This is a genomic window from Gemmatimonadaceae bacterium (genome assembly GCA_035606695.1).
In the GTDB taxonomy this organism is placed as follows: domain Bacteria; phylum Gemmatimonadota; class Gemmatimonadetes; order Gemmatimonadales; family Gemmatimonadaceae; genus JAQBQB01.
The window spans coordinates 332,428-357,141 of record DATNEW010000026.1 but is presented as its reverse complement, the minus strand read 5'-3'; the positions used below and the strand labels follow the sequence as shown (position 1 = coordinate 357,141).

The 24,714-nt window shown below is 64.7% G+C and carries 15 protein-coding genes; 5 read left to right on the top strand and 10 right to left on the bottom strand.

Features of this window, described 5'->3' with window-relative positions:
* Positions 1-42: 42 nt before the first annotated feature.
* A complete protein-coding gene (locus VN706_12560; GenBank protein ID HXT16460.1) occupies positions 43-735 on the bottom strand; it encodes a hypothetical protein in 693 nt (230 codons plus the stop codon).
* A gap of 481 nt (positions 736-1,216) precedes the next feature.
* A complete protein-coding gene (locus VN706_12555; GenBank protein HXT16459.1) occupies positions 1,217-4,333 on the bottom strand; it encodes a M14 family zinc carboxypeptidase in 3,117 nt (1,038 codons plus the stop codon).
* Positions 4,334-4,570: 237 nt separating this feature from the next.
* On the opposite strand from VN706_12555, the gene VN706_12550 reads away from it, so the two are divergent.
* Positions 4,571-5,140 carry a Uma2 family endonuclease gene (locus VN706_12550; GenBank protein HXT16458.1) on the top strand — a complete coding sequence of 190 codons (570 nt, stop codon included), beginning with the start codon at positions 4,571-4,573 and terminating at the stop codon, positions 5,138-5,140.
* A 31-nt stretch (positions 5,141-5,171) separates the two neighbouring features.
* On the opposite strand, the gene VN706_12545 is transcribed toward VN706_12550, so the two are convergent.
* A complete protein-coding gene (locus VN706_12545) occupies positions 5,172-7,646 on the bottom strand; it encodes an ABC transporter permease (GenBank protein HXT16457.1) in 2,475 nt (824 codons plus the stop codon).
* 590 nt (positions 7,647-8,236) lie between these two features.
* On the opposite strand from VN706_12545, the gene VN706_12540 reads away from it, so the two are divergent.
* The 3 genes from VN706_12540 to VN706_12530 all read left to right on the top strand — a co-directional run bounded on the left by VN706_12540 (position 8,237) and on the right by VN706_12530 (position 10,233).
* Positions 8,237-8,809: a hypothetical protein gene (locus VN706_12540; GenBank protein ID HXT16456.1), complete on the top strand. Its 573-nt coding sequence runs from the start codon at positions 8,237-8,239 to the stop codon at positions 8,807-8,809.
* Positions 8,810-8,830: 21 nt separating this feature from the next.
* Positions 8,831-9,634, top strand: coding sequence for a hypothetical protein (locus VN706_12535; protein ID HXT16455.1), 804 nt, complete (start codon positions 8,831-8,833; stop codon positions 9,632-9,634).
* 188 nt (positions 9,635-9,822) lie between these two features.
* Positions 9,823-10,233: a hypothetical protein gene (locus tag VN706_12530; protein HXT16454.1), complete on the top strand. Its 411-nt coding sequence runs from the start codon at positions 9,823-9,825 to the stop codon at positions 10,231-10,233.
* Positions 10,234-10,331: 98 nt separating this feature from the next.
* Here VN706_12530 and VN706_12525 read toward each other — a convergent pair whose 3' ends face one another.
* From VN706_12525 to VN706_12515, 3 genes are all read right to left on the bottom strand, one after another.
* On the bottom strand, positions 10,332-10,640 hold the full coding sequence (locus VN706_12525; protein ID HXT16453.1) for a Uma2 family endonuclease: 309 nt from the start codon (positions 10,638-10,640) through the stop codon (positions 10,332-10,334).
* A 180-nt stretch (positions 10,641-10,820) separates the two neighbouring features.
* Entirely contained in the window at positions 10,821-13,265 is a 2,445-nt protein-coding gene (locus tag VN706_12520) for an ADOP family duplicated permease (GenBank protein HXT16452.1), read from the bottom strand.
* 90 nt (positions 13,266-13,355) lie between these two features.
* Positions 13,356-16,394 carry a hypothetical protein gene (locus tag VN706_12515; GenBank protein ID HXT16451.1) on the bottom strand — a complete coding sequence of 1,013 codons (3,039 nt, stop codon included), beginning with the start codon at positions 16,392-16,394 and terminating at the stop codon, positions 13,356-13,358.
* A 185-nt stretch (positions 16,395-16,579) separates the two neighbouring features.
* Here VN706_12515 and mscL point away from each other — a divergent pair, with 185 nt between their 5' ends.
* Positions 16,580-17,050 carry a large conductance mechanosensitive channel protein MscL gene (gene mscL / locus VN706_12510; protein ID HXT16450.1) on the top strand — a complete coding sequence of 157 codons (471 nt, stop codon included), beginning with the start codon at positions 16,580-16,582 and terminating at the stop codon, positions 17,048-17,050.
* Here the strand turns inward: mscL and VN706_12505 are convergent.
* The 4 genes from VN706_12505 to VN706_12490 form a co-directional block, all read right to left on the bottom strand.
* Positions 17,019-20,459 (bottom strand): hypothetical protein, encoded by a 3,441-nt coding sequence (locus tag VN706_12505; GenBank protein ID HXT16449.1) that lies wholly within the window; start codon positions 20,457-20,459, stop codon positions 17,019-17,021. The two genes, mscL and VN706_12505, sit on opposite strands and share 32 nt — an antisense overlap.
* Positions 20,460-20,484: 25 nt before the next feature.
* Entirely contained in the window at positions 20,485-21,375 is an 891-nt protein-coding gene (locus tag VN706_12500) for a DUF3667 domain-containing protein (GenBank protein HXT16448.1), read from the bottom strand.
* Between the two features lie 130 nt (positions 21,376-21,505).
* Entirely contained in the window at positions 21,506-24,175 is a 2,670-nt protein-coding gene (locus VN706_12495) for an ABC transporter permease (protein HXT16447.1), read from the bottom strand.
* Positions 24,172-24,495 carry a PadR family transcriptional regulator gene (locus VN706_12490; GenBank protein ID HXT16446.1) on the bottom strand — a complete coding sequence of 108 codons (324 nt, stop codon included), beginning with the start codon at positions 24,493-24,495 and terminating at the stop codon, positions 24,172-24,174. The genes VN706_12495 and VN706_12490 overlap by 4 nt, the downstream gene beginning before the upstream one ends.
* Between the last annotated feature and the right edge of the window lie 219 nt (positions 24,496-24,714).

The window sequence follows — 24,714 nt, the reverse complement described above, 5'->3', positions numbered from 1 at the left end:
ACAGGCCGCGCCTTCGCGCGAACGATCGTGGTCGTTTGTTGGTTAGCGCGCGGCACTGAATTGCCCACTGTTAGTGGTCGACGTCGCTTTCGGCGGGAACAGCGTCGGCCAAGTTGTCTTGAGTCTATCGACGGCGACGGAATAGGCCCCGTGTTTCACCGAGCGACGCACCGATTGGCCGACGTAGCGCGTGATCATCGCCCCGAGTCCAAGTGGACTTGGAAAGCCCAGGATGGGTGCGACGTGTTTCAGCGCCAGGCCGCCCCTTTCCAGCAACCACGTTGCGCGTAACACGCGGGACCAACCCAAAACATGTCGTGCGGTCGGCATACCATCAGCCCTGAGCCACCACTCCAGAGTACGGGCCGGAACGCCTGCAGCGAGTGCGAGCTCCGTCACGCGCGTCTTATCGTATGACAGTCGAACGGCACACTCCATGGCGACGGCGAGTCGGGGCGAAGTCTTGTACAGCCAGATCGCACGCAATCGACTTTCAATTGCCACCGCCTGGGCCCATTCCCATTGAGCGAGCACGGTCCGTTCGAATCCGGGTGCATCAACGTCAACACCCCGGATTTGATACTCCCACTCTGTCAGCGCTGGCGGCGGTATACGCCGGTACGCCGCGAGCAGAGATAGTCTGCCCCGTACACCGGACAATGCGTTGTCAGGCCACCCCGTGACGCCCTCACCCGTCATGTCGATGAGCGCACAGTCAAACCGATCGAGATGCACTCCGGCTATACTCCTCATCTCGGCTACAACGACATGACACTGCCGCAGCCGATTCTCGACCTCAGTTCGATGGGAGTTACCCAGGGTAATGAGAAGGAGCGTGGGTCGGCTGTGACTGATGATCAGACAAGTTTCGCCGCTCATAAACACAAGCCACTCGTTGACGACAGCGACAGTTGCGAGCCACAGCGCTCGACGTAGACTCGGGCCTGCTGTGTCATGAGGACACGCGGCCGCTCCCGACGCCTATGCGTCGCGGCGTGGGTGTCGGTCCGTTGACCGCGATTACTAATATCGAAACACGAAATTAGCAACTTTTAATGAAACCAACGCATGTTTGCTGCAGGCGTCGCGCTCCCGTGTGCTCACGTTGTCCCAAGCCGCGACAGTCGGCTGCCATGAGGTAGAATCTCAAGTAGGCCCGAAATAAGAACGGCCGCCCAGGAGAGGGCGGCCGTATCCCACAGAGTTTCACCCAACGCTATCGTGAATCAACTATTCGCCCCGCCCCCAAATTATCAAAATTCATGATCGCATTAAAGACGAGCGGATACGTCCCAATCGTCTCCCCGCGATAAATAGGATTGATCGAGAACAACACGCTGTGCCCCTTCCCAAACGGCGAGTCCACCACCGCCGGCCGCTGCGCGATATCCCCACCGCCACTGAGCAGTCCCGACACCAACAGCTCATTCTGCGCCCCATACCGCAGAACTGCTCTCGGCCGCTGATCCGGCGGAATGATGTTCAGTGGGTTGCGCAGTTGGTCATCCGTCGGCTTCGCATACTCCCAGGGTTGCACGCGCTCGCGAGGCGGCGCCTTGAACCGATCTTCCAACGCCGGCCGCCCCTGCACTTCATCCACATCATCCGCCTGCCCACGCCCCGTCTCTCGCGCGCCACCACCCGCCCCACCCCGCCCACCAAATCCTCCACGCCCACCGGCAGTCGCCGAGACCCCAAACGACTCCCCGTCATTCGTATACGCCGCGACCCCATCCGCCACGCCATACACAATCGGCGACGCATCATCCACAATCCGCGTCTTCAAGAACGTGCCCGTGACAGTCCCACGCGACGCCGTCGACATCGACACACCATTCGCCAGCCCCTCATCCACCGCGAACTGCGCCGACGCCACCGCGCCGATGAACACGCCGCCGTTCTGCACGAACTTTTGCAACTTCTCTAAACCCTCGTAGCCCAAGCCCGGTCGCATGTCATCGGTCGAGTCCAGCACGCCGATGTTCGGCGTGAGCGCCGTCTTCTTCCACGGGATCGGATTGCGCCACATCGGCATGCCGTCCATCACCGACTTGGGCGAGCCGCCGCCCGGGCCAAAGATGATCACGTCGAACCGAGCGTTGAGATCCGGGATCTGCGACAGCGCATGCGTGTTGAGGTACGTGTACGGCACGCCCGCCTGATCGAGCGCGTAACGCCACCAGCCTTCCGTCTGTGTATTCTGCCACGTGTGCATCACCGCCACACGCGCCGCACGCACGGGATGCATCTTCACACTCGGCCCACTCGACACGGCGTTCACCTTGATGTCCGCGGCCTTCGCGGCGGCGTCGAGATCCGACTGTGAGACATTCGTGATCACGAGCGAGCCGCGGTTGTAATGCACGCGGTTCGCGTCGAACGGCTCTTCCGCGGCCTGCATGTCGGCGTTGCGCAGCTTGTAGCGCAGCGTGATCAGCCCGTTGTCGCCATTAGCATTCACTAAATAGGTCGAGCCCGAGCCGTTCACGCCCGCGCTCACCACCTTGATCTCGCCCTTCACCGGCTCCATCGCGACGCTCAACACCTTGGGATCGGTCACGCGCACGGCGTTCACCGCGAAGCCCTCGGGGAACGTCCAGCCGGTGTCGTCGTACGGCTGCTTCTGCGGATCGTTCGGCGACCAGAACTGATAGTCGAGCAGCGCATCCGCGATGCGCGAGTAGGGCTGATCCATCCGAATGATGTAGCTGCCCGCCGGGAATTCCTTCTGCTCGATGCGCGCGTTCGATCCCGCCTGCTGCACCGCGGCATCACCTTGCACCGGGCCCGCCGCACCCGCACCCTGCGCGCCGCCACGACCCGCGCCACGTCCACCGCGGCCACCACCATTCGCGCCGCCACCCTGCGCCACCACCTTCACCGGCACGCCGATCGAGAACGGCGCGGTGGCTCTCGAGATCTCCACGCGCTGCTTCTGGAGAATTCTGAGCAGCTGCGCCTGCGCGCCCGGACGCCGTTCATCAGCCGTCAGGATATACGCGGCCGGTCCTTCCGTATGCGCCTTGAGAATCGATCGCTTCGACTTCTCGTAGAAGTTCTCGAGAATCTGATAGCGATTACTAGCAATGTAATTCAACGATACTAACAAGCCCGTCTGCTCGTAATTGTTGTTGTTGCGCAGCGACCAGTTGACTCGAGGGAGCGGCGGATCCTGACGATACCACGTGCGGCTCGTCTCGTTCGCCGAAAGCGTGCGTTCCTGCGTGTCGGCACTGCCGCCGTTGCCGAACGTCTCGTACAACCGCGAGATGCCGTTGTGCGTCGCCGCAATGAACATCAGATAACCCGGCGACCACGTATCGAAGGTCCCGTGCGCGAACACGCCGGGCATCCCATACCGCGTCATCTCCTGCACGTTGTTCCAGCCGATCAACTGCCACTCGTTCGTCACGATCGGATCGAGCCACGAGTTGTACGGGCCGTCGCCCACGGTGTTGTCGTACAGGTACGCCACCGACTCGTGCAGATCGTGCAGCACCTGCGCCTTCTGATCGACGTACGTGTTGAGAATGTTCTCGCTCAGCTTGAGCGTCATGCCCATGGCGTCGCGATTGTTGTCGTGACGCACATAGTGGCCCCAGTACACGGCGTCGGGTGCCACCTCGTTCGGATGCGCCTTGTGCCAGTTGTACACGTCCACGACGCGATCGCGGCCGTCCACTTCCACCACCGGCGTGATGAGCGTGATGACGTGATCGCGAATTTGCTTCACGTACGGCGACTCATCGACCGCCAGGCGATACGCCAGCTCCATCAACGCGGTCGGCGCGCCGGCTTCCGTCGAGTGAATCGTTCCAGTTATGTAATAAACCGGCGCCGTGGTCGTCACGATCGCCTGCGCCTGCTTGTCGTCCATGTTGATGGTGCGCGGATCGGCGAGTTTCGCCAGCTTCGCGCGATTCGCATCATAGTTCTTCATCAGCTCGTCGCTCGCGATCGCGACGGCGATGTGCTCTCTGCCCTCTTCGGTGTGGCCGATCGAGTAGACCTTCACGCGGCCCGGCAGCGCCTTCTCGAGCTTCCGCATGTAGGCGTACACCTCTTCGGCGTACGGCAGCTTGCCCGGCGCGCCGGCAATGTCGCCGAGCTCCGCGGTCGGCGTCGGAACGCCGGCCTTGGCGGGCATGTAGTCCACGAGCGGCGAGAGGAAAAATTTCTCGGTCGTGTACTGATGAATCTTGTCGGTGTACGCCTGGTCGATCGGCTGATTCGGATTGCGGCCGGGACGCTGCGACGCGGGATCGGTGAACTGGGCGCGGAGCGGGACGGCGGATAAGGCAAGGAGTACCAGTAGGGCGAGTGAACGCCGCATGAATGCTGCCTCGAGCTGGGGAGGAGAGACCGCGGAACGAGAGTCGTGAAAGTTGGGGGGAGGAACGGGCTGCCGCCAGTTTTTTTGACGCCGGAAAGGGCCTATGCGCTCGAACGGTACGATCGACAATCGCCCGGTGCGGCTCTCCAGCCGTGGCGCGGACATCGTGAGACATGCCGAGTTGCCGAGTGGCGTCCGCCGAGCGTAGGGTTAATGCAGGGCGAACACGGAGACGAGATGGCTCAGCCCGCACCCGCTCGGGTCTATCTGACCGTAGAAGAATTCGAGCAATACGACGTGCCCGACGACATGCAGGCCGAGCTCGTGCGCGGTGAGCTACGTTTGATTCCGCTACCGGGTTTTCGCCACGGCGCGCTCGCGACGCGCGTCGCTCGACTCCTTGACGCGTTTGTCGAACCGAACCGGCTTGGGACGGTCACCGTCGGATCGGGATACGTGTTGGCCGCGCTACCGCGGACCGTGCGCGGACCGGACATCGCGTTCGTCTCGGCGAGCCGTCTGCCACCTGACATGGAGGCGGAACGGATCGCCCGCTTCCGTCCGGATCTGGCCATCGAGATTCTCTCGCCGAGCGAGCCGGCGAGTCGTCTCGACGAAAAGCTCGCCGATTACCGCGCGGCCGGAATTCCGCTAGCCTGGGTTGTCGATGGTTCGAGTCGCACGGTTACCGTCGTCACATTACGCGGTGCGCCTCGCACGTTACACCACGATGATGTGCTCGACGGCGGAACGATCCTGCCAGGATTCTCGTGTCGAGTTGGGGACCTCTTCGAGGGACTGCGCTGAGCTCTTGACGGACTATGTTCTTGCAGTACCCCTAGTCCGCGCTCAACGCCTCCGCCGGATTGATCCCCGCCACGCGCCGCGCCGGCACCCAGATCGCGGCGGCCGCAATCAGCATCACGCCGCCGAGCGCACCGGCCAGCACCAACGGATCGTACGGGCTCACGCCGAACGTGAGACTCGCGAGCAGCTTTGCCGACCCGAGCACCACCAGCAGTCCGACGCCCGCGCCGCAGATCACGACGACGGCGCCGTCACGCAGCATCAATCGAGGCGCATGTGCGGGATCGAGACCGAGCGCGATACGAATGCTCAGCTCCCGCGTGCGGAGGCGCACGGCGTACGCGATCGCACCATACAAGCCGACGATGCCGAGCAGCAATGCGGCCGCGGCGCCGGCGCCGAGTACGATGAGCGCGAACGTCATGCTGGCGCGCGAATCGGCGACGAGTTGATCGAGCGTTGCCGGGCGATGGAATGGGAGATTCGGATCGAGCGCGTGGAGCTCGTTGCGCAACGCGGCGGCGATGTTCGGCTGCGCGCCGCGCGTGCGAACGACGAACGCCATGTCGCGCGCGGTCGTGTTGGCCGTCGTATCGCCATTCGGTTCCTCGGCGAAATACACTTCGGACACGGGCGGCAGCGTGAGCGTCGAATCGCGCACGTCGCCGACGACGCCGACGATCGTGAACCATGGACCGTTCGCGGTTGGACGGAGTCGTTTGCCGACGCCCGAGCGGCCCGTTGGATCGTGCCAGACTTGCTCGACGTACGCGCGGCTCGCCACGGCCTCGTACGCGCCGCGGCGAATGTTCGCGTCGTCGTACGATTGGCCGGCGACGAGCGGAATGCGCATCGTATTGAAGTAGCCGCTCGACGTCGTCGTGGCCTGCACGACGGGCGGCAGCTGCGTCGCGACGTTCGCGCCGTTGTCGCCCCATACCGTCGTGCGATACGGATAGCCTTCGATCTCGAGCGGCAGCTTCGCGGTCACTGCAACTGAAGCGACGCCCGGCATCTTGCCGATGCGCTCGAGCGCGTCGCGATAGAAGCGCGCGACGTTCTCGGCGCCGTGATACGACGTCGACGGAAGAAACGTCCAGAACGTGAACACGTTCGACGCGTCGAACCCCGGCTGCACGGCGCGAAGACGCACGAGGCTGCGGCCCAGTACGCCGGACGCAGCAACGAGGGCGAGTGACATCGCGACTTCGGCGCCGACGAAGATCGCGCGCAGCCGTCGCGATGAGCGTCCGCCGGCGACAGTGCGGCCGCTGTCGCGCAGCGTGGCGACCATGTTCGGATCGCGAACGCGCAGTGCGCCGATCAATGCGCTCGCCGTGGCAAAAAGCAGCATGAGCGAAAGGGCGATGCCAACGACCGCGCCATCCACGCGCACCTCGTTCAATCGCGGCACGTTCGCGGGAGCGGCGTCAACGAGAAGTTGCACCGCGAAGACGGCGACGATCAACCCGATGCTCGCACCGACGCCCGAGACGAGCGTGCTCTCCAGCATCAGGTCCCGCCAGATCGAACCGGTCGATGCACCCAGCGCACGGCGCACCGCGATCTCGCGCTGCCGCGCCTCGCTTCGCACGAGTCTCAGCGACGAGACGTTGCTGAACGCGACGACGATGAGCAGCACGACCGCGCCGGCGACGAGCCACAGCACCTGATCGAATCCGCCGATGACGTCGTCGCGCAGCAAGTGAATGACCGGCGCCATGCGAGCTTTCTGAAGCACGAGCGCCGTCGAAACGCCGGGCCGCTGTTCGGGGAAGCGCTCGACGGCGCGCGGCAGAATCTGCGCGAGCTCGCGTTGCGCCGCGTCGGGCGTCACGCCGGGACGCAGCAGCCCGATGCCGTTGTAGCCGAAGCTGCCCAGGTATTTCGGGTTCGACGTATCGAGCGGAACCCAGACGGGCGTCTGTGCCTCGGGAAACGCGAACGATTCGGGCATCACGCCAACGATCGTGTGGGCGACGCCGTCGATCGAGATCGAGCGGCCGAGTACCGCCCGATCGGCGCCGAAGCGCGTGGTCCATAGGTGCTCGCCTATCATTGCGACGGGCTGCGCCCTGTTCGTCGCGTCGGATTGATCGAACGTGCGGCCGATCAGGGTGCGAGTACCCAGTGCGCCGAAGATCGACGGCGTCATGTATCCGACACGGACGCGCTCGGGCGCGACGTCTCGTGCATTCGGAAATTCGACCGTCGCGGCGAGCGAGACGTACAAGCCCATCGACTCGAAGCTGCGCGCGCTCTCGCCGTAGAGCGTGTACGTGCCGATCGACTGCTTGGCGACGGGCACGTCGACGCCGGGGAGTGTATGCCATATCCCGACGAGGCGATCGGCGTGCGCGTATGGCAGTGGGCGGAGCAGCACGGCGTTGACCAGCGCGAACACCGTGCACGCGGCGGCAATACACAGTGCGATCGTCGCGATGCTCGCGGCGGTGAACGCGCGGGCGTGGCGGAGGGATCGAATGGCGAAACGAAAGGTGGTCATTTCGCGGCTCGTGCGGTTGGAGTCGGGATAGTATGCGCGAGAAGACGGTTGGTTCCGTTATATGGTGGTGTCCGCGTGATTGGGAGGTCTCGGGGGCGCTACGGCTGGATCAATCATGGGTCGCGGAATTGACGGAATCGGACGAAATGTTCGCGGACACAATCAAGAGACAGATTCCGCGACCGATTCGCTGCTATCCGCAAAATCCGCGAACCCGAGAGAACGTGCATCTGTCCAGCCCAGGTTATTTCGCGAGCAGCGGATTCGACGAGCGAGATGATGGACGGTTCAACTCGACAACGTTCATTTTCTGCGCCGCCGCTCGCCTCCACCGTGATCGAGGCGAACCGTTGAAGATTCGTGACTTCCCGGACACACGCAAGTATCGGACTCTGATCGAAGTTGCGCCCATTAGAGCGCTCTAATCTCGGGCGACGTACGATTAACTCGTATTCAATGTTCTAAATGCACAAAGATCTCGAAACACTGACTCTGATTCTTGACCGACGCCGGTCCACCGCATAGCCTGGGCTCCGCGACGACGCGCTTTCGTAAACTGTGTTTCGCTGCTGACAGCGGAGAGATGCCGAATGACAGATCGACGGAACGTGTTTGCTGCTGCTGTGACTCTTCTGATCGTGATGGCCCCTTGGGCGTTGCACGCACAGGCGGATACGTCCGCCTGGTATTTCTGTACCGTGAATGCCACCGGTATCGGCTCGTACTCGCTGCCCGCGACTGATCAGACGATGGAGACGTTCGCCGTATCAAATTTTCTCATCGAGGACACCGGCACGGCGCCCGGATCTGGATCCGGCGCGTGGTACGATCCCGATCCGCCGGACGTGAAGACGTACAACTCCGCCCGTCAGACGGCCTATCAGTGGATGTCGCCGGCGGACCACTTCACCTGCACGCAGCACACCAATGCGGACGGCAGCAACGGCGGCATCCGCATTACTGATGACAATACACCGTCCGGATGGGCGCAGGTAATCGAGGCCGACGAAGTTGCGTCGAACAGCGGCGGCACCGGCGGTGGTGGCGGTGGGGACGCGTACTGCATCTTCTCAGTGAGCTACGACCCGTGGGGCGATGTTACCAGCATCGACAACACAGGAATCTGCTCCGACGATCCGAATACGTTAATCGCGCTTATCTGAACGCCCTCAACTGGTGATGTCATGTCGATACGCAACTACATAGTCGGAGCAGTGAGTGCCGGCGTGCTGACCGCGTGCGGACCGAGAGATGTTGCGGCGCCCCCCGCACGCTCGGCCGGCACCACGCCGGCGAACGCGGCGCGCTCGCTGACTGGTCCGCATTCGATGGTCGGAATCTCCGCCGGTCATATCTCGGATCAAGAGCTCGCCGCACACGCCGTCGGCGCGCGCCGGGCCGAGGAGGCAGCGGCCACGGCGATCGTGCTCAGCCGCATGCCGACGGCGCAGGACCGCGCCGAAATGCAACATACGTTACTCGACCCGCACACCCGAGTCGTCGCATATCCAGATTCGGTGGTGGCCGCACAAATCTCCGCGATCTACCATATTCGGGCCCTCGATGCGCTCGTCTCGAGGCGCGACGCCTTCAAGGGTGCGGCGCGATGGTCCGGCGCGACCGTCACGCTCGCCGTGTCGTCCGATCCGCAATTCGCGCATGGCATCGCAACGATCATTCGAGCGGCCAACAGCTACAAGCAGGCGACGATTGTTATTCCACCGAACACGACGCCCGAGGCGCTTGCGAGCACGATCGGAGATCTTCAGGGCCTGCGGAACCAGTTTGGCGACGCACCACTGGCTGCGCAGCGCGTGACGGTCAATGGTATTGCGGCCGGTCTCCGTATCAGCGACGCAACGCGGCTGCGCTACACGACGTATCTCGCCGCAGCGGGGTCAGCCCCTCCGTCGAACTTGCCCGGAGTAGGCATCGTCCATTCCATTCAGGTGAAAGTATCGCCGGTAGCTGGCAACCAGACTCGCTGAGGATTGTTGGGCATTCCATGGCACGTGTGATTCACGAAGTGGTACCGCGGGCATCTTACCGCCCGCGGTGCCACACTCGCCGGTCGATCCTCGACGCGAAGACGCTCGCATACGCGCTGGCTGCGACGGCGAGCGCGTTGCTGTCATCCTGCTCCTTGTCGCCGAAACGCGTCGCCGCCGCATCGCCAATGCTCGCCCCCGCCAGCACGCTTGCTCCGCCGACGAACGCGTTGGTGCTGCATCTTGCGTCGTTCGGCATCATCGGAGGCCGACACGACCGCGTACCACCAGCGCGGCTGTCGTGTCACGCCGTCATCGCGGGGTGGATCGCGATATCCGGTCCGCGGTGGATCGCCGTGGACACAATCGCCGCATGCGCCGCAGACGGCCTGCCCCTGACGAGAGGTCGTGACGCGGTCGCGATCGTCGCGGACAGCGGAACGCTCGCCGGCGGTGCCGCCGACCAGCTCGGCTTCATGAGTACGATCACACCGCAGGTCCTCCCGCACGCCGCGGGCAGCATTGGAGTGCTGCGGGGAGATACACTGTGGGTGAGAGCCGTCTCGGACAGTCGGCTCGAGCGAGTCTACGCGCGGTAAGAGGCCGAGGCGGGTGCGCGAGCGGGCGCGGTTACGGCGCGAAGGTTACTGCCCTGGTCCCTCCTCGGGCACAACTTCCGCGAAAAACTCGGCGAGGTTCAACGTGAACGGCTCACCGGCCCCTCAGGACGCCACATGAGCGTTTCCGAAACTACTTCCGGCCGCTCATCATCGGGATGCCAGAGCTCGAACGTGCGAGACCAGCCGTCGACGATCCAGTAATCGGCCACGCGATTGCGTTGATAGACGGGACGCTTTTTCACGCGATCGTAGCGCGCCGAGCTTGGCGAGAGCACCTCGACGGCGAGACGCAGGTGACGGATGTAGTCGCTTGGTTTGCGTAACTCGCCATTTGGCACAACCAGCAAATCCGGCTGAAGCCACCGCTTGTGTCGTTGCGCGGGCATACCCATATAGTGCTCGGCGGGTGCGGGTGAATGCAACTCGGCGCGTAGCGCTCTCTCCTTCTGTCATCCCGAGCGGAGGCGCGTAGCGCCGCAGTCGAGGGACCCCCTTCACTACGGAGAACTCCTCCGTCGGGATGGAGGTCCTTCGACTCGCTTCGCTCGCTCAGGATGACAGAAGAGTCATTCCGCTCTGAGCGAGCTCGCCGGATCCACTCGCCCCGCGCGCCACGCCGGCACCAGCGTCGCCAACGCCGCCGCCCCCATCAACGCAATCACCACAAACCCGAGCACGAACGGATCACTCGGCGTCACTCCATAGAGGAGACTGGCGACAAGCCGCCCCGCCGCGATCGATGCGATGACACCGAGCACGATGCCAATCGCGACCACGCGCATGCCCTGCAGCATCACCAATCCGACGACGTTTCGCAGCGTCGCGCCGAGCGCCAGACGAATGCCGAATTCATGCAGGCGATGATTCACCGCGTACGAGATCGTGCTGTAGATGCCCACCATCGCCACGATGAGCGCGAGCACACCGAACGCCGTGAACAGCGACGCACCCAGGCGCCACGGCCGATACTCCGGCTCGAGCCGCTCCTCCATCGTTTTGAGGAACGGATATCCGCCGGGAAATTCCTTCAGCACTTGCGCGCGAATTTCCGTCTCCGCGCTCGCGAGCGCGCTGGGAGTGACGCGCACGATGACGAGATTCGCGGCGAAGTCCGCCGGGTTCGGCAGGTGACCGAGCGGCAGATAGTACATCGGCTTCGGCTCCTCGATCACGCGACCCATGCGAGAGTTCTCCGCGACACCGACGACGGTGTAGCACTCCGACGCTCGCGAGTCGAAGCGAATGCACTTGCCGATCGGATCTTCGTTCGGCCAGAGCCCGCGCGCCATCTCCTCGTTCACGACGACGCCGCGCGGATTCGCCTCGAATCCGGCGCCGCGAACCATGCGCAATCCCGTGGTCGCGAAGAATTCAGGGCTCACCGCGGTGAGCGTCGGCATCCAGTTCTTCCGCGACCCGAGGGAGTCGCGTTCGGTAAAGAATGCGGTCCACGAGAAACCGGCCATCGGTTCCATGCTCGAGAGTGCCACACGCTCGACGCCCGGCACGCTCGCGATACGTTTGCTCAACTCGCCCAGGCGCGCGGGAATCGTTGGATCCTTCCGCTGCTCGGCGGCGTCGAAGCTCACGCCAACGCTCAGGATGCGATCGCGATCGAAGCCGATGTCGAGACTCCGCACCGCGGACAAACTGCGCACGAACAGCGCGGCACCGATCAGCAGCACCACGGACAACGCCGCCTGCGCCGCGACGAGCACCGAGCGCAGTCGCGCATACGGCACACGACCCACCGATCCGCCGATCTTGAGCGCGTCGGTCAATTGGGTCGACGCCGACTGGAGCGTGGGGATCAGCCCGGCCGCGAGCCCGCCGGCAATCGCCAGCGCGAGCGCGACGACGAGCACGCTGCCGTCAACCGCCGGCGTGCTCCAATGGACATCGGGCATGAGCAGCGTGCGCAATACTCGCCCGCCAACGAATGCAACCGCGATCGCGAGGAATGCGGCGCCGAGCGAGAGGATGAGCGTTTCTACGAGCAACAGTCGCACGAGCCGCACGCGTGAAATGCCGAGCGCGAGACGAACGGCGACTTCGCGCCGCCGACGGAGCGCACGCGCGAGCAGCAGGTTCACGAGGTTGCCGCACGCGATCAACAGCACGACGAACGAGACGCCGGCCAGCCGAATGGCGATCTGCTGCTCCTGCGACTTCTGTCCCGGCCCATTCGCCGCGACGATACTACCCAGTTGCACGACCGCCGCCGTATCGCGTCGACCGCCGAAGTCGAGTTGCCGCAGCGCGAGTGCGGTGCGCTGCTCCAATTCGGATTCACTCGCGTTGCCCTGCGGGCGTACGAGCATCGTGAGCCCGTTGACATGCCAGTCTCTCCACCACGGTGTCTTCGCCGAGGGACTCCCGTACGACGACAGCGGAAGCCAGACGTCCGCCGCGTCGAGGTCGACGCCTGTGAAGCCGTTGGCCGCGACGCCGATTACCGTGTAGACGCTGCCGTTGATGCGCAGGTGGCGGCCCAACACATGCGCGTCACCGCCGAGCGAGCGCCGCCAATAAGGTTCGCTGACGACGACCACCAGCGAGCGATTGCTAAGATCGTCCTCGTCGCGCGAGAACAGCCGGCCGAGCGATGCGTGTACGCCAAGCATGGCGAAGTAGTCGCTCGTGACGAGGCTCGGGCGAATCTCGCCGACCGACTGGCCGTCGGCGAGACGTGACTTGGTCGGCTGGCGATAGACCGTCGCGCGCGCCCGATCGCCGACGGCGTCGCGGATGGCCTCGAACTGCTGGTACGCCATGATCGTCGTGAAACGCGGGCCGTCGGAATAGTTCTGCCGGAACCAGACGCGATGCACGCCGGCCGGCGCAACGACGCCCGCCGGAGGACGAAGAAAGACGGCGTCGAGGAAGCTGAACATCGCGGCGTTGGCGCCGACCCCGAGTGCCAGCGTGACGAGCGCGGTCAGCGTGAAGCCGGCGTTGTTGCGCAGCGAACGGACGGCGTAGCGAATGTCAGCGGCGAGATCGCGCATCATTCCCCTGGATGGTCTCGCTCGGTGAGACGCCGCGAACGCAAATTCCGTTGCCTGTTGTCATCCTGAGCGCGAAGCGCGAAAGGATGACGGCTACTGTTTCCGCAGCAGCTTGCTCAACCGCTGCAGTTGCCTGGTATTCCTCACCCGACAACTCCCCGGCGCGACATCGGGGCTCGCCGCGCGCGTCGAGTCCATCGCGAGCGACGAATCCATCCAGTCGCGCGCGAGCTTCGAGAGCAGCCAGCCGAGCGGCGGCGACACGACGCGCGCGCGGCCTTCCTCGAGGCGCGCGGAATCCGCCGAGGTCTTCGCGCCACCCGTCGCCTCGACGTCGAGCGTGCCGCACACGTCGAGCTCCAGGAAATCGAATCCCATCTTGTACCGCATCTGCGCCACCGCGAGCTCGCCGCGCGCATCGCGCGTGTTGAGGAGCGCACGAATCGGCGCCATCACTTCATTCGCCCATGTGCCGTGCGTCCGCGTGACGGAATCGGGTACGGCGGTGTGCGCCTCGCCGTCGCAGCTCACCGGGTCGTTGCAGAGATACAGCACGATGGGCCGAACGTTGGCGCGCTGCGGGCTCGACTCGATGAGCCCAAGGACTTCCTGGAGCGTGACGAGTCCCGAATTCTCGAAGTAGCCGCCGTCCACGACGTGGCCGAGCTCCACGCCTTCCGAGGTTGGACTCACGAGATGACCGGCGGGACTGACGATGGTGAATCGCGCGCTGTTGTGGACGGCCGCGAACAACGGGAGATCGGCGTGCAGCAACTGCAACACGTCGGGTGAATCCTGGAGTACGTTGGTGACGATCACCGGCGATGCGACGTACCGTCTTCCGGTCTCGACATGCGTCGAGTTGAGAAACAGCGTCGGCATGGATACGCGGCTCGCCGAATCGCCGCTCAGCGACAGCAGGCCTTCGTGCATCGTCGGACGCGCGACGGTGTGCTCGTAGGAATCGTCCCACGAGTCCTCGAGTCCGCGCGAGCGATCGAACGCCATGATCGGCCAGGGGAGGAAACGCTGGAGCATGTCGGGCGCGACCATCTTGGCCAGGAGCGGCGACAGGAAATCATCGCCCATGAAATCCTTGACGCACGTCGTGTACGAGTGCGCTTGCGCCGTGTCGGCACACGGCAGCTTCGTGCGCGACCGGCCCGCGTCTCGCGCGACGGCCGTAAACATCGCGCCGCCCAAACTGCCGCCCGAGACGCTCGAGATGGCGAACAAATGCGGCACGAACGACGAATCACGATCCTCGGCCGCGGCAAGGCTGAGCGCCGTCCAGTACGCGGCGCGCAAGCCGCCGCCCGAGGCGGCGACCAGAATCATCGGCACGATCGGCTTGCTGTTTGCCGCTCCGCGCGCCGCAACCCACTGATCGAGCTGCGCCGCGGCCGTGACGCGCGGCGGCTCGACGGCCTTTACAGAACTCTCATCGGCCATCGTGCGAACGCGATGGTTGTCGTTCCACATGCTGAACAGGAACGCCGCGGCAATCGCGAGCCGCACGATCGGAACGCGGAAGCGCGCGTTCGCCCACACGGCGACGCTGCCGAAGAAGACCGCGTTCGCCACGACGAGCGACAGAATCCACACCGGGCCAATCGCGCGGCCGACGGGAACGGGCACGTACGCGAAGAGCAGCAGCAGCGTGGTGGTGATCACGGTCGCGATCGCCAGCTGTCGTCTCAGGCGCGCTCGGAGGAGTACGTCATCGTCGACGTCGAACGCCTCGAAATGATGCGGCCTGCCGGCGGCGACTCGCACCTCGCGGCGATAGTAGACGAAGAGATAGAAGAACCACGTCGAGACGAGACACAACCACGCGGCAATACGAAGCAGGTACAACCCGCGCGCCGTGTCGTCCCACGCGCCACTCGGCGGCAACAACACAACGAGGCCGAGCGCGCACGCGATGATCGCGCTGCCGAGCCGTCGCGCCGCGTAGTCGAGCGAGGCGTTCATGTCGGGGTCGTCCGTCGCCGCGGGCAGTGCGAACCGCGGCAGCATCAACACGCTCGGCGCGAACCGCTCGAGCAGCGTGACGCCGAGCAGGCCGCCCACGGCGGACAGCGCGAAAGCCGTGAGCGCGAGACCGGCGTTCGCGAACGCCGCGCCGCAGAGCGCGAACATCGCGACGCCGAGCACGCGCGGGAGATGCGTGGCGAAGAACGGATACCACGTCGATGCTTGTTCCGACTTGGCGTCGAGGCCGAGCTGCATCAGTCGCCGTCCGCAATACCACACCATCGTCGACGCGAACGCGATGGCCAGCACGGACTCGAGCGTGTGGATCACGCGATGGTCGCCCTCGGAGACGCGCTGCAGAATGTCCTGACCCTGGCCCACGAGCAACAGCGGCAAGGCGCCCAGCGCGACGGCGAGCACGCTGAATCGCAGGCGACGCAGCACGATTCCTCTTGGCCCCGACAACAATTCAGCGGCGATCGACCAGATGGAGCCGAGTACGAGCAGCCACTTGAGCGAGGCGCCGATCGAGCCGATGACGACCGCGGCGCCCACACCGGTCGGAATGGAGCTCGTCGCGCCCGCTGGAGAAAAGCCAATTGAACGACCGGCCAACCAGAGCGGCACGTTCTCGATCGTGAGATCGATCGCCGCCGCGACGAGCGGCAGCACGATGAACAGCCGGCGGCGGTGCTTATCAGTCTGTGCATGGACCGGCCGCCAGTCGTCGCCGGCTTCGTAACGCCGCCAGCGTTCGGCCCACAAATAGGTCGTGCTGAGCGCGAGCGCATAGCCGACGGAGAACAAGCCGTCGGGCAGGATGCTCGAGATCACTCCGTTGCGGCACGCGCCTTCGGCGCCGAGCAGGGCGGCGAATCGCGACGCGGAGAACGACACCTCGAGCCGCATCAGCGGTACGGGCAAGTTGAGGCATCCTGACGTGATCATCGCGTTCGTCAACAACGCGGTGCCCACGGCGATCGCGGCCGCGACGATGACGACGAACGCCGGGCTCGTGCGCTGTGAGGCCACGTCGAACCAGCGGCGCGCCGCGTCCGTCACGCGATAGAGCAGCGGCGCACGGTGCGCCGGGAGTACGGCGGCGGTCGATGCGTTGTACTTCGGCGTATCGGGACGATCGAGATGTGGCTTCACAAGCGACCGGTGGCTAGTGACCGCGGCACCAAATCCCGCTCTGGCGGCATCGCCCTCGAGAATGCGATAAGATGAAGCGGCGCGGAACCGACCGCCAGATTGCGATGGGTAATGGGCGATGGGCGACAAACGACGGCAGCGACCACCATCTGTTTGCGTTTTCTAATTCCTTCGAGGCTTCGCCAATGTGGAAGGATTTCAAGGCGTTCATCATGCGCGGCAACGTCGTCGATCTCGCGATTGCCGTGGTCATCGGCGGCGCGTTCGGCGCGATCGTCAAGTCGGCCGTCGACGACGTCATCATGCCGCCGATCAGTCTGATCACAGGCAAAGTCGACTTCGCGAACCGATTCGTGCTCTTGCGGCCGGGCACGAAGGCACCGCCGCCGTACGCCACGGTCGCCGAAGCGAAGGCGAACGGCGCGGTCACGCTCAACTACGGCGTGTTCATCAACAACCTGATCGCGTTTCTGATCATCGCGATCGTGATATTTCTCATATTGCGCGCCGTGAACCGCATGTACAACAAGCCCGCGCCGGCCACCGACAACGCTCGGCCCTGTCCCTACTGCACGTTGTCGGTGGCGAAGGCCGCCACGCGGTGTCCGCACTGCACGTCGGACCTCACGGCACGATCGGCCGCACCGTCTCCGTGATCGCCGGCAGCTTTCCTTCCATCTGCTTGTTGAACGCCGCGAGATCGCCGTCGACGAGCGAGCGATACGCCGTCTTCGCCGTTGCGAGCTGCTTCTCGATGTCGCCAAGCCAGGCGATGGACGCGTCGGTCGGCGCGTAGTCGGCGCCGCCCGCCACGTCGCCGGCGCCGGTGCTGATCGTGCCGTTCAACCAGATCAGCGCCATGTAGGGACTGAACGGCTCGACATAATACTTGTCGTCGCTCTCCATGTCGGATTTCGTGAGCAGCATGAGCTCGACGTCCATCATCTTCTTCTCGAGCGACGCCAGCGCGCCCGTGACGTCGGCCTTGCTCGCGTTCGCCTTCTCCTGATCGGCGATCTGCTTTCGCATCACCTCGAGGCGGTTGATCATGTCGACCGCGGAGTTCATGTCGTCGCGGACGCGGATGCCCGCGCGCGCGGACGCCACGAGATCGGCCTCGGTCGTGGTGATCTGCGGATCCTTGATGATCTCGAGCGGACTCGTCGTCGTGATGCCGTTGACGCTCAGCCGCACCGTGTACATGCCGGGCAGCGCGAGCGGACCGGACGTCTGCGCGCCCTGAATGCCCCAGTGCGTGACCGGCCGCGTTTGACGATTCTTGAATCGCGGTTCGTCGAAGATGAACGGATTGTCCGGCGCCGGCGTGCGCATCGCGACGACGCGCGGCGGATCGTAGCGCAGATCCCACACCGCGCGATTGTAGCCCACCCGCGTCGGCACCTGCATGGTGCGGACGACCTTGTTCGCCGAGTCGAGAATCTCGAGGCGCGCCGGACGCGCCGACACCGTGTCGAGACGGAACGTGATGTCCGCGTGTCCGCTGCGCGCCTGGCGATACCCCGGGTGCGGCGGATAGAGACGCGCCGCGTTCGCCGTGACTTCGACGGGCTGCTTCGTCTCGAGCGGCGCGATGTCGCGCAGAATGTAGATGCCGCGCCCGTACGTCGACACGACGACGTCGTGCCACCGCTTCGGCACCACGATCCACGACACCGCGGTGTGCGGCAAGCCCTCGTTGAACTGCGTCCAATGCGCGCCGTCGTCCAGTGAGTAATAGAACGCGTGCCCGGTGCCGGCGAACAACATGCCCTTGCGATTCGGATTCTCCGTCACGGCCATCACGTAATCGAGCGGGCTCGTCGCCGGCAGATCGCCCGTGATGTTCTTCCACGTCTTGCCGAAGTCCGTCGTCTTGAAGATGTACGGCTTGCGGTTATCCATCATGTGGAAATCGACGGCGACGTAGGCGGTGGCCGAGTCGAAGTGCGACGGCTCGATCTTGCGCACGGTGCCCCACGCGGGCATGCCCGCGGCGGTGAGACCGGGCGTGACGTCGGTCCACGAGTTGTTCGAGCCGCCGCCGGTGGTCGTGTACCACAGCTTCCCGTCGTTCGTGCCGGCCCAGATCAACCCGCGCTCGATCTCCGACGGCGCGATCGCGAACACGACCTCGCCGTAGAACTGGCCAAGGTTGTCTTCGACGATGCCGCCCGACGACACGATGTACTTGGGATCGCGCGTCGAGAGGTCGGGGCTGATCTCGCTCCAGCTCTGGCCGCCATTAGAGGTCTTGAATACCACCTGACAGCCGTAGTAGACCGTATTGTGATCGAACGGATCGATCGCCAGCGGCGGCGTCCAGTGGCAGCGATACTTGAGCTTGTCGGGCGGCGAATCGAGCGTGTGAATCCACGGGCTCACCGAGCGCGCGCGCTTCGTGCGATGATCGTAGCGCGTCACTTCGTTTCCGTAACACGATGCCCAGACGATGTTGGGATCGGTGGGGTCCGGTAATGTGAATCCGGATTCACATCCGCCGAGGCCGTGGTCCCAGGTCGAGGAGCCGCCGAAGCCGCCGCCCCCGCCGCCGCCTCGACCTCCGCCGGTGGTGTCGTCCGCCGGGACGGGGGTCCCTCGACTCGCTCCGCTCGCTCGGGATGACTGGGGAGAGGGCGCGCGGGAGCTTGTCATCCCGAGCGTAGCGAGGGATCCCCGTCCCGACGGAGGAGTCCCACGCCCGCGCGCCGCCGTCGAATCCGCATTGCCCCGACCACGGCCACCGCCACGCCCACCTCGCGCAAATTCCGCCGCGATGCCGCGCGTCGCCTGCGCGCCTTCCGGTGCGGTGCTCGGACCGCGCATCGTCCCGTTATCCTGCCGATTGCCATACACCCAGTACGGCACCTGATTGTCGACCGCGACGTGATACATCTGCGCGATCGGCAGTGCCACCGACAGAAAACCCTTCCCATGATCGTTCGTGAGCCGCGCGCCGAGATCGTTCGTCAACCCGAAATGATTGCCGTTCTTCGGGTCGATCCAGATGTCGTGATTGTCGCCGCCCCACGGCACTTCGACGAACGATTTGCCGCCGTCCTTCGACTGGAAGAAGCTGCTGTTCGCGAGCAGAATCTCGTCCGGATTCGCCGGCATCACAGCCAGATGGATGTAATACCCCGCTCGGCCTATGAGAGCTCTCTGATGGTTGACGACCTTCCACTTCACACCGCCGTCGTCCGAGCGCCATACTGAACCCTGATCGGCGGTTTGAATCAGCGCGTACACCCGCTTCGAGCTCGACGGCGCGATCGCCACGTCGATCTTGCCGATCGGCGGATGCGGCAGCCCCGGATCGATCACCTGCTTCCAGGTTTCGCCGGCGTCGCGCGACACGTACACGCCATCCTTCGGCTCCTCCGTGCCGCTGAACATCGCCCACGTGTGCATCACGACGTGCCACATGCCCGCGAAGAGCACATTCGGGTTCTTCACGTCGAGCGAGAGCCCCGAGCATCCATAATTGCCGCCGACGTACAACACGCGCTTCCAGTTCTTGCCACCGTCCGTCGTCTTGTACACGCCGCGCTCTTCCTGCTCGCCCGTCGCTCGGCCCAATGCACACACATAGACAACGTTGGGATTCGTCGGATGCACGATGATGCGCCCGATGCGCCCCGTCTGATCGAGGCCCATGTGCGTCCACGTCGCGCCCGAATCCGTCGACTTGTAGATGCCGTCGCCGAACAGATCGGCGTCGCGAATCGCCCACCCTTCACCGGTGCCGGCCCACACGATCGACGGCTTCGACGGTGCGACCGCCAACGCGCCGATCGCCTGCACCGGCATGCTGTCGAACACCGGGCGGAACGTGGCGCCGCTATCGGTCGACTTCCACACGCCGCCCGACGCGGCGCCCAGGTACCAGACGCGCGCATCGCCCGGCACGCCCGATATCGACGCGATGCGTCCACCCTCCGCGGGTCCCATCATCTGGAAACGGAACGGATCGGGTATCGGTGCGCGGGGTAAGGGTGTATTGCCTCGTTGCGCGAAGATCGCGCAGGGAACGAGAAGCGCGGCGAGCGCGCGGAGTGAAGTGCGCATCAAATGCATCAAGTGGGGTCTCGGATCAAACAGAGTGCATCCCGACGATCAGGAGTACGTAACGGTAGAGATAGAACACGAAGGTGATGACGAATGCGCCGGCAATCCCGGAAAGCACCGTCCTCAGCTTGCTCATATCGTACGCTCGCAGGAGCGCGCGGGCCAGATACATCGCGAGAATGATGGCAAGCAGCTCTGTCCACAGCTGGATGCCTGCGTCGTTGCTCATCGGATGCCCGAGCGGTCGCAGAATCCACCGGTTGGTGCGGATGATGAGCTCGAGCGTGACGGGAATCGCGATGAACACGAACGAATAGAAGTGCATCGAGAACACGATGTCCTTGACGAGCGATTGGCGGCGCCCCGCTGCCATGACGGCGACGCAGATCGCGAAGAACGGCACCATCAGGATCACGAGCGATTTGGCCTGTTCGTGACTCGTGGCGTCGTACGCCGCCTGGAAGGCGACCGAGTCGCGTTTGGTCGCGACCATGCGGTCGTGCGCCATCGCGCGCGCGGACTGCGACCACGGCATGCTCGTCGTGTGCACCGACAGCGGCGTATCGAGAATCGAAAAACGTTCGGCAGACGACCAGACGAAAAAGAGCAGGTTGAGCGCCAGGAACAGTTGCAACGGCGACAGATATGGCAGCCGCGCGCCGCGCATGAACTGCGCGGTCAGCTCGCCGGGGCGCAGCAACAACAGCTTGAGCGTGCGAAACGTCCGCCCATCGAGGCTTCCGATGGCGTCGATGACGTTCTCTTTCGTGAAGTGGAATATCGAGTACGAGCGGTCGGCGGCGCGCTTTTCGCCGCATTCGGGGCAGAAAGGCGTGCAGAGCGCGGCGCCGCAGGTGACGCATCGCTCCGTTGGCTCGGAAGCAGGGTCGGCGGCCGGGAGTACAGTGGCGGTCATGACGCGGATAGAGTATCACCCGCGAGACGGAGCCGGAATGGCCCGCCCGGGTCATCCCGAGCGGAGGCGCGAAGCGCTTCACCCTTTGTCATCCCAGGCGAGCGAGCGTAGCGAGCGCTCGGGATGACACTTAGCTGTCATTCAACGCCACGATCGGCGCCACGCGCATTGCCCGCCGTGCAGGCAGATACATCGCCAGCAACGCGACCGCGAGCAGCGTCGCACCGACGCCACCGAGCGTCACGGGGTCATGCGTCGTGACGTGATAGAGCTGTTGCCGCAGCACCGACGTCGCGAGCAGCGAGAGCCCAAAGCCGATCACGAGACCACTCACGATCGGCGCCAACCCGCGACGAATCACGAATTGCCACACGCGCCCGGGCGTCGCGCCCAACGCCATGCGCACACCAATCTCGTGCGTGCGCTGGCTGACGAAGTAGGAGACCACGCCGTAGATGCCCACCATCGCGAGAACCAGCGCGATGCCGCCGAGCGTCGATAGCAAAATGGTATTCATGCGCGCGGTGGCGAGCGATTCCCTTCGATAACTCTCCATGCTCCTCGCGTCGGCGATCGGCAGCGACGGATCGATGTGCGCGATCACCTCGCGAAGCGGACGCACGAGCGTCCGCGGATCGGCATCGCGATTCCTGGTCTTCAGCACGACGATGAGCGAACGCTGAAGCAGCGGCCACAGATACTCCGGCGTCTGCTCGACCGGCGAGTAAAATTCGGGCCGCACCGGCTTGTCGAGCCCCGCATCGTGCAGATCGCCGGCGATGCCGATCACCGTCATGTAATGCGGCGCTGCTCGGCTCTGCGACAACGCATCGACCCGCTTGCCGATGGTCTCGCGCGGATCGAGGGCGGGCCACAACTTCCTGGCCATCGCCTGGTTGATCACCATCACCGGCGGCGAGCTCGCGCGATCGGTCTTCGCGATGTCGCGTCCGGCAAGCAGCGGAATGCCCATCGTCGCGAGATAGCCGTCGCTCGCCAGGCGCATGTTCGCCGACGGCGGCTTGTCCTGTCGCTCGCCTTCGGCTTCGATGGAAGAATTGAGCGCCGAACCGGAAAGCGGAGGCAACAGCACCAGCGACGACGAACGCACGCCGGAAATGTGCGCTGCTTCGTCGCGCACGCTCTCGAACAGCCGCACGATCGACGGCCCGTCGGGGTAGCGCGATTCAGGAAGCATCAGTCGCGCGGTCAGCACGCCGCGTGGATCGAAGCCCGGATCGACATGCTCGATGAGCCAGGCGCTGCGAAGCAGGAGGCCCGATCCAACGAGCAGCGTGATCGCGAGCGCGACCTCGGCCGTCACGAGCACGGCGCGCAGACGATCGCGTCCGCCGCGACTGCTCCGTCCACCTTCACGCAACGCGCCCTGCAACTGCGGACCGGCCGAGCGAAACGCGGGCAGCAGCCCGAAGACGATCGCGCTCACCACACCGACGCCCAGCGTGAAGCCGAACACGCGCCAATCGATGCCTGCCTGCTCGATTCGCGGAACATCGCTCGGCGCCACGGTGACGACGAGCTTGACGAGCGCGAATGCGATCGCGAGTCCGAGCACCGATCCCGTGACGGCGAGCACCAGGCTTTCCGTGAGCAGTTGCCGCACGAGCCGGCCGCGACCGGCGCCGAGTGCGGCGCGAATCGCCAGCTCCTTCGCGCGTGTCGATCCGCGCGCGAGCAGGAGGTTGGCGACGTTCGTGCACGCGATGAGCAGCACGAAGCTCACGGCGCCCAGGAGGATCATGAGCAGATCACGGTAGTCGCCGACGAGGTCGTCGACGTAGCGATGCATCTGGATCGCATACTGATTTACGGGCCGGGTGCGTTCCGGAATTCGCTCGGCCATGGTGCGCTCCGCGGCGGTCGCGGAAGCCATTGCCCGCTCGAGCGTGACACCCGCGCGAAGCCGCGCGACGATCGGCAGATAGTGCTCGTTGTACTGCACCCTCTGCTCGGGCGTGAACGCGAGCGGCACCCAGATGTCTTCGGAGCCGTTGGTGAAGTCGAACGAGGACGGCATGACACCGATGATGGTCGACTGCCGCCCGTCGAGCGATACCGTGCGGCCGACGAGCGACCGTTCGCCATTGAAGTGCGACATCCACAGGCGATGGCTGATGACGGCCACATTCGGAGCGCCCAGCTCGTCGTCGTGCGCGGTGAACGCGCGGCCGATTTGCGGCTGCACACCGTACACGGCGAAATAGTCGTGCGCGACGCGGCCACCCTGGATCATCTCCGGCGCGTCGCCGGTTTTCATCGCGATCCCGACCTCGAGAATTCCGGCGGCAACGTGCTCGAATTCGTGCACGTTACGCATCGCGAAAAAATCGGGCACCGAGGGCGAGTGCGTATCGCCGTCGGTGCTCGCGTAGACGACCACGACGCGGTCGGCGTGATCGAACGGCAGCGGACGGAGCACGACGGCGTTCAAGACGCTGAACACCGCGGCCGTGGCGCCGATGCCAAGCGCGAGCGTGAGGACAGCGATGGCGGCAAACGCGGGGGCCTTGACGAGCTGCCGCAGCGCGAACGCGACGTCCTGCGTCAGCTCATGCCGATATTCGGCCTTTCGTTGATTGCGGTCGCGCTCCTGCGCATAGCGGCGGCATTCGGCGTCGACCGCGGCGGCGTTGCCGAAGCGGCGCGCGGCTTCGGCGCGAGCATTCTGTTCGGACATTCCATGCTCCACGAGCGCTCGCGTGGTCATCTCGAGGTGGAAGGCGAGCTCGCTCTCCACTTCGTCCTCGATCGATGCGCGCCAGAACGGACGGCGCGTCATGTCGGCAGCAGCAGCGGCGCGATGGCTTCGACGAATGCGGCGAACTCCTTCGTCTCGGCGCGAAGCTGCCGGCGGCCCTTGTCGGTGATGTTGTAGAACTTTGCCCGGCGTCCGAGCTCGGAGGTTCCCCAGTCGGCTTCGATCCAGCCGTCGCGCTCCATGCGATAGAGCGCGGGATAGAGCGAGCCTTCCTCGACCTGGAGCGCGTCGCGGGTTTGTTCGCGGATCCAGGAGACGATGGCGTAGCCGTGGCGTGGGCCGAACGTCAGCGTTTTGAGGACGAGTGCGTCGAGGGTGCCGTGGAGGGAGTCTTTGGGCATGGGCGTCGGGGCGATGTCATCCCGAGCGGAGGCGCGCCGCGCCGGAGTCGAGGGGACCCCGTATGCCGAGGAGAGCGCTCTGTTCAGAATGGTGTTGCCTAGATGTCTAGACCAACATTCACCGATGATACCTAGCTGTCAAGGCTACGTTCCCTCGCCGCGTTCTACGCGCGGTTAGGATTCACCGAACTCCCCGACGATCCGCCCCCCGCTCCTATA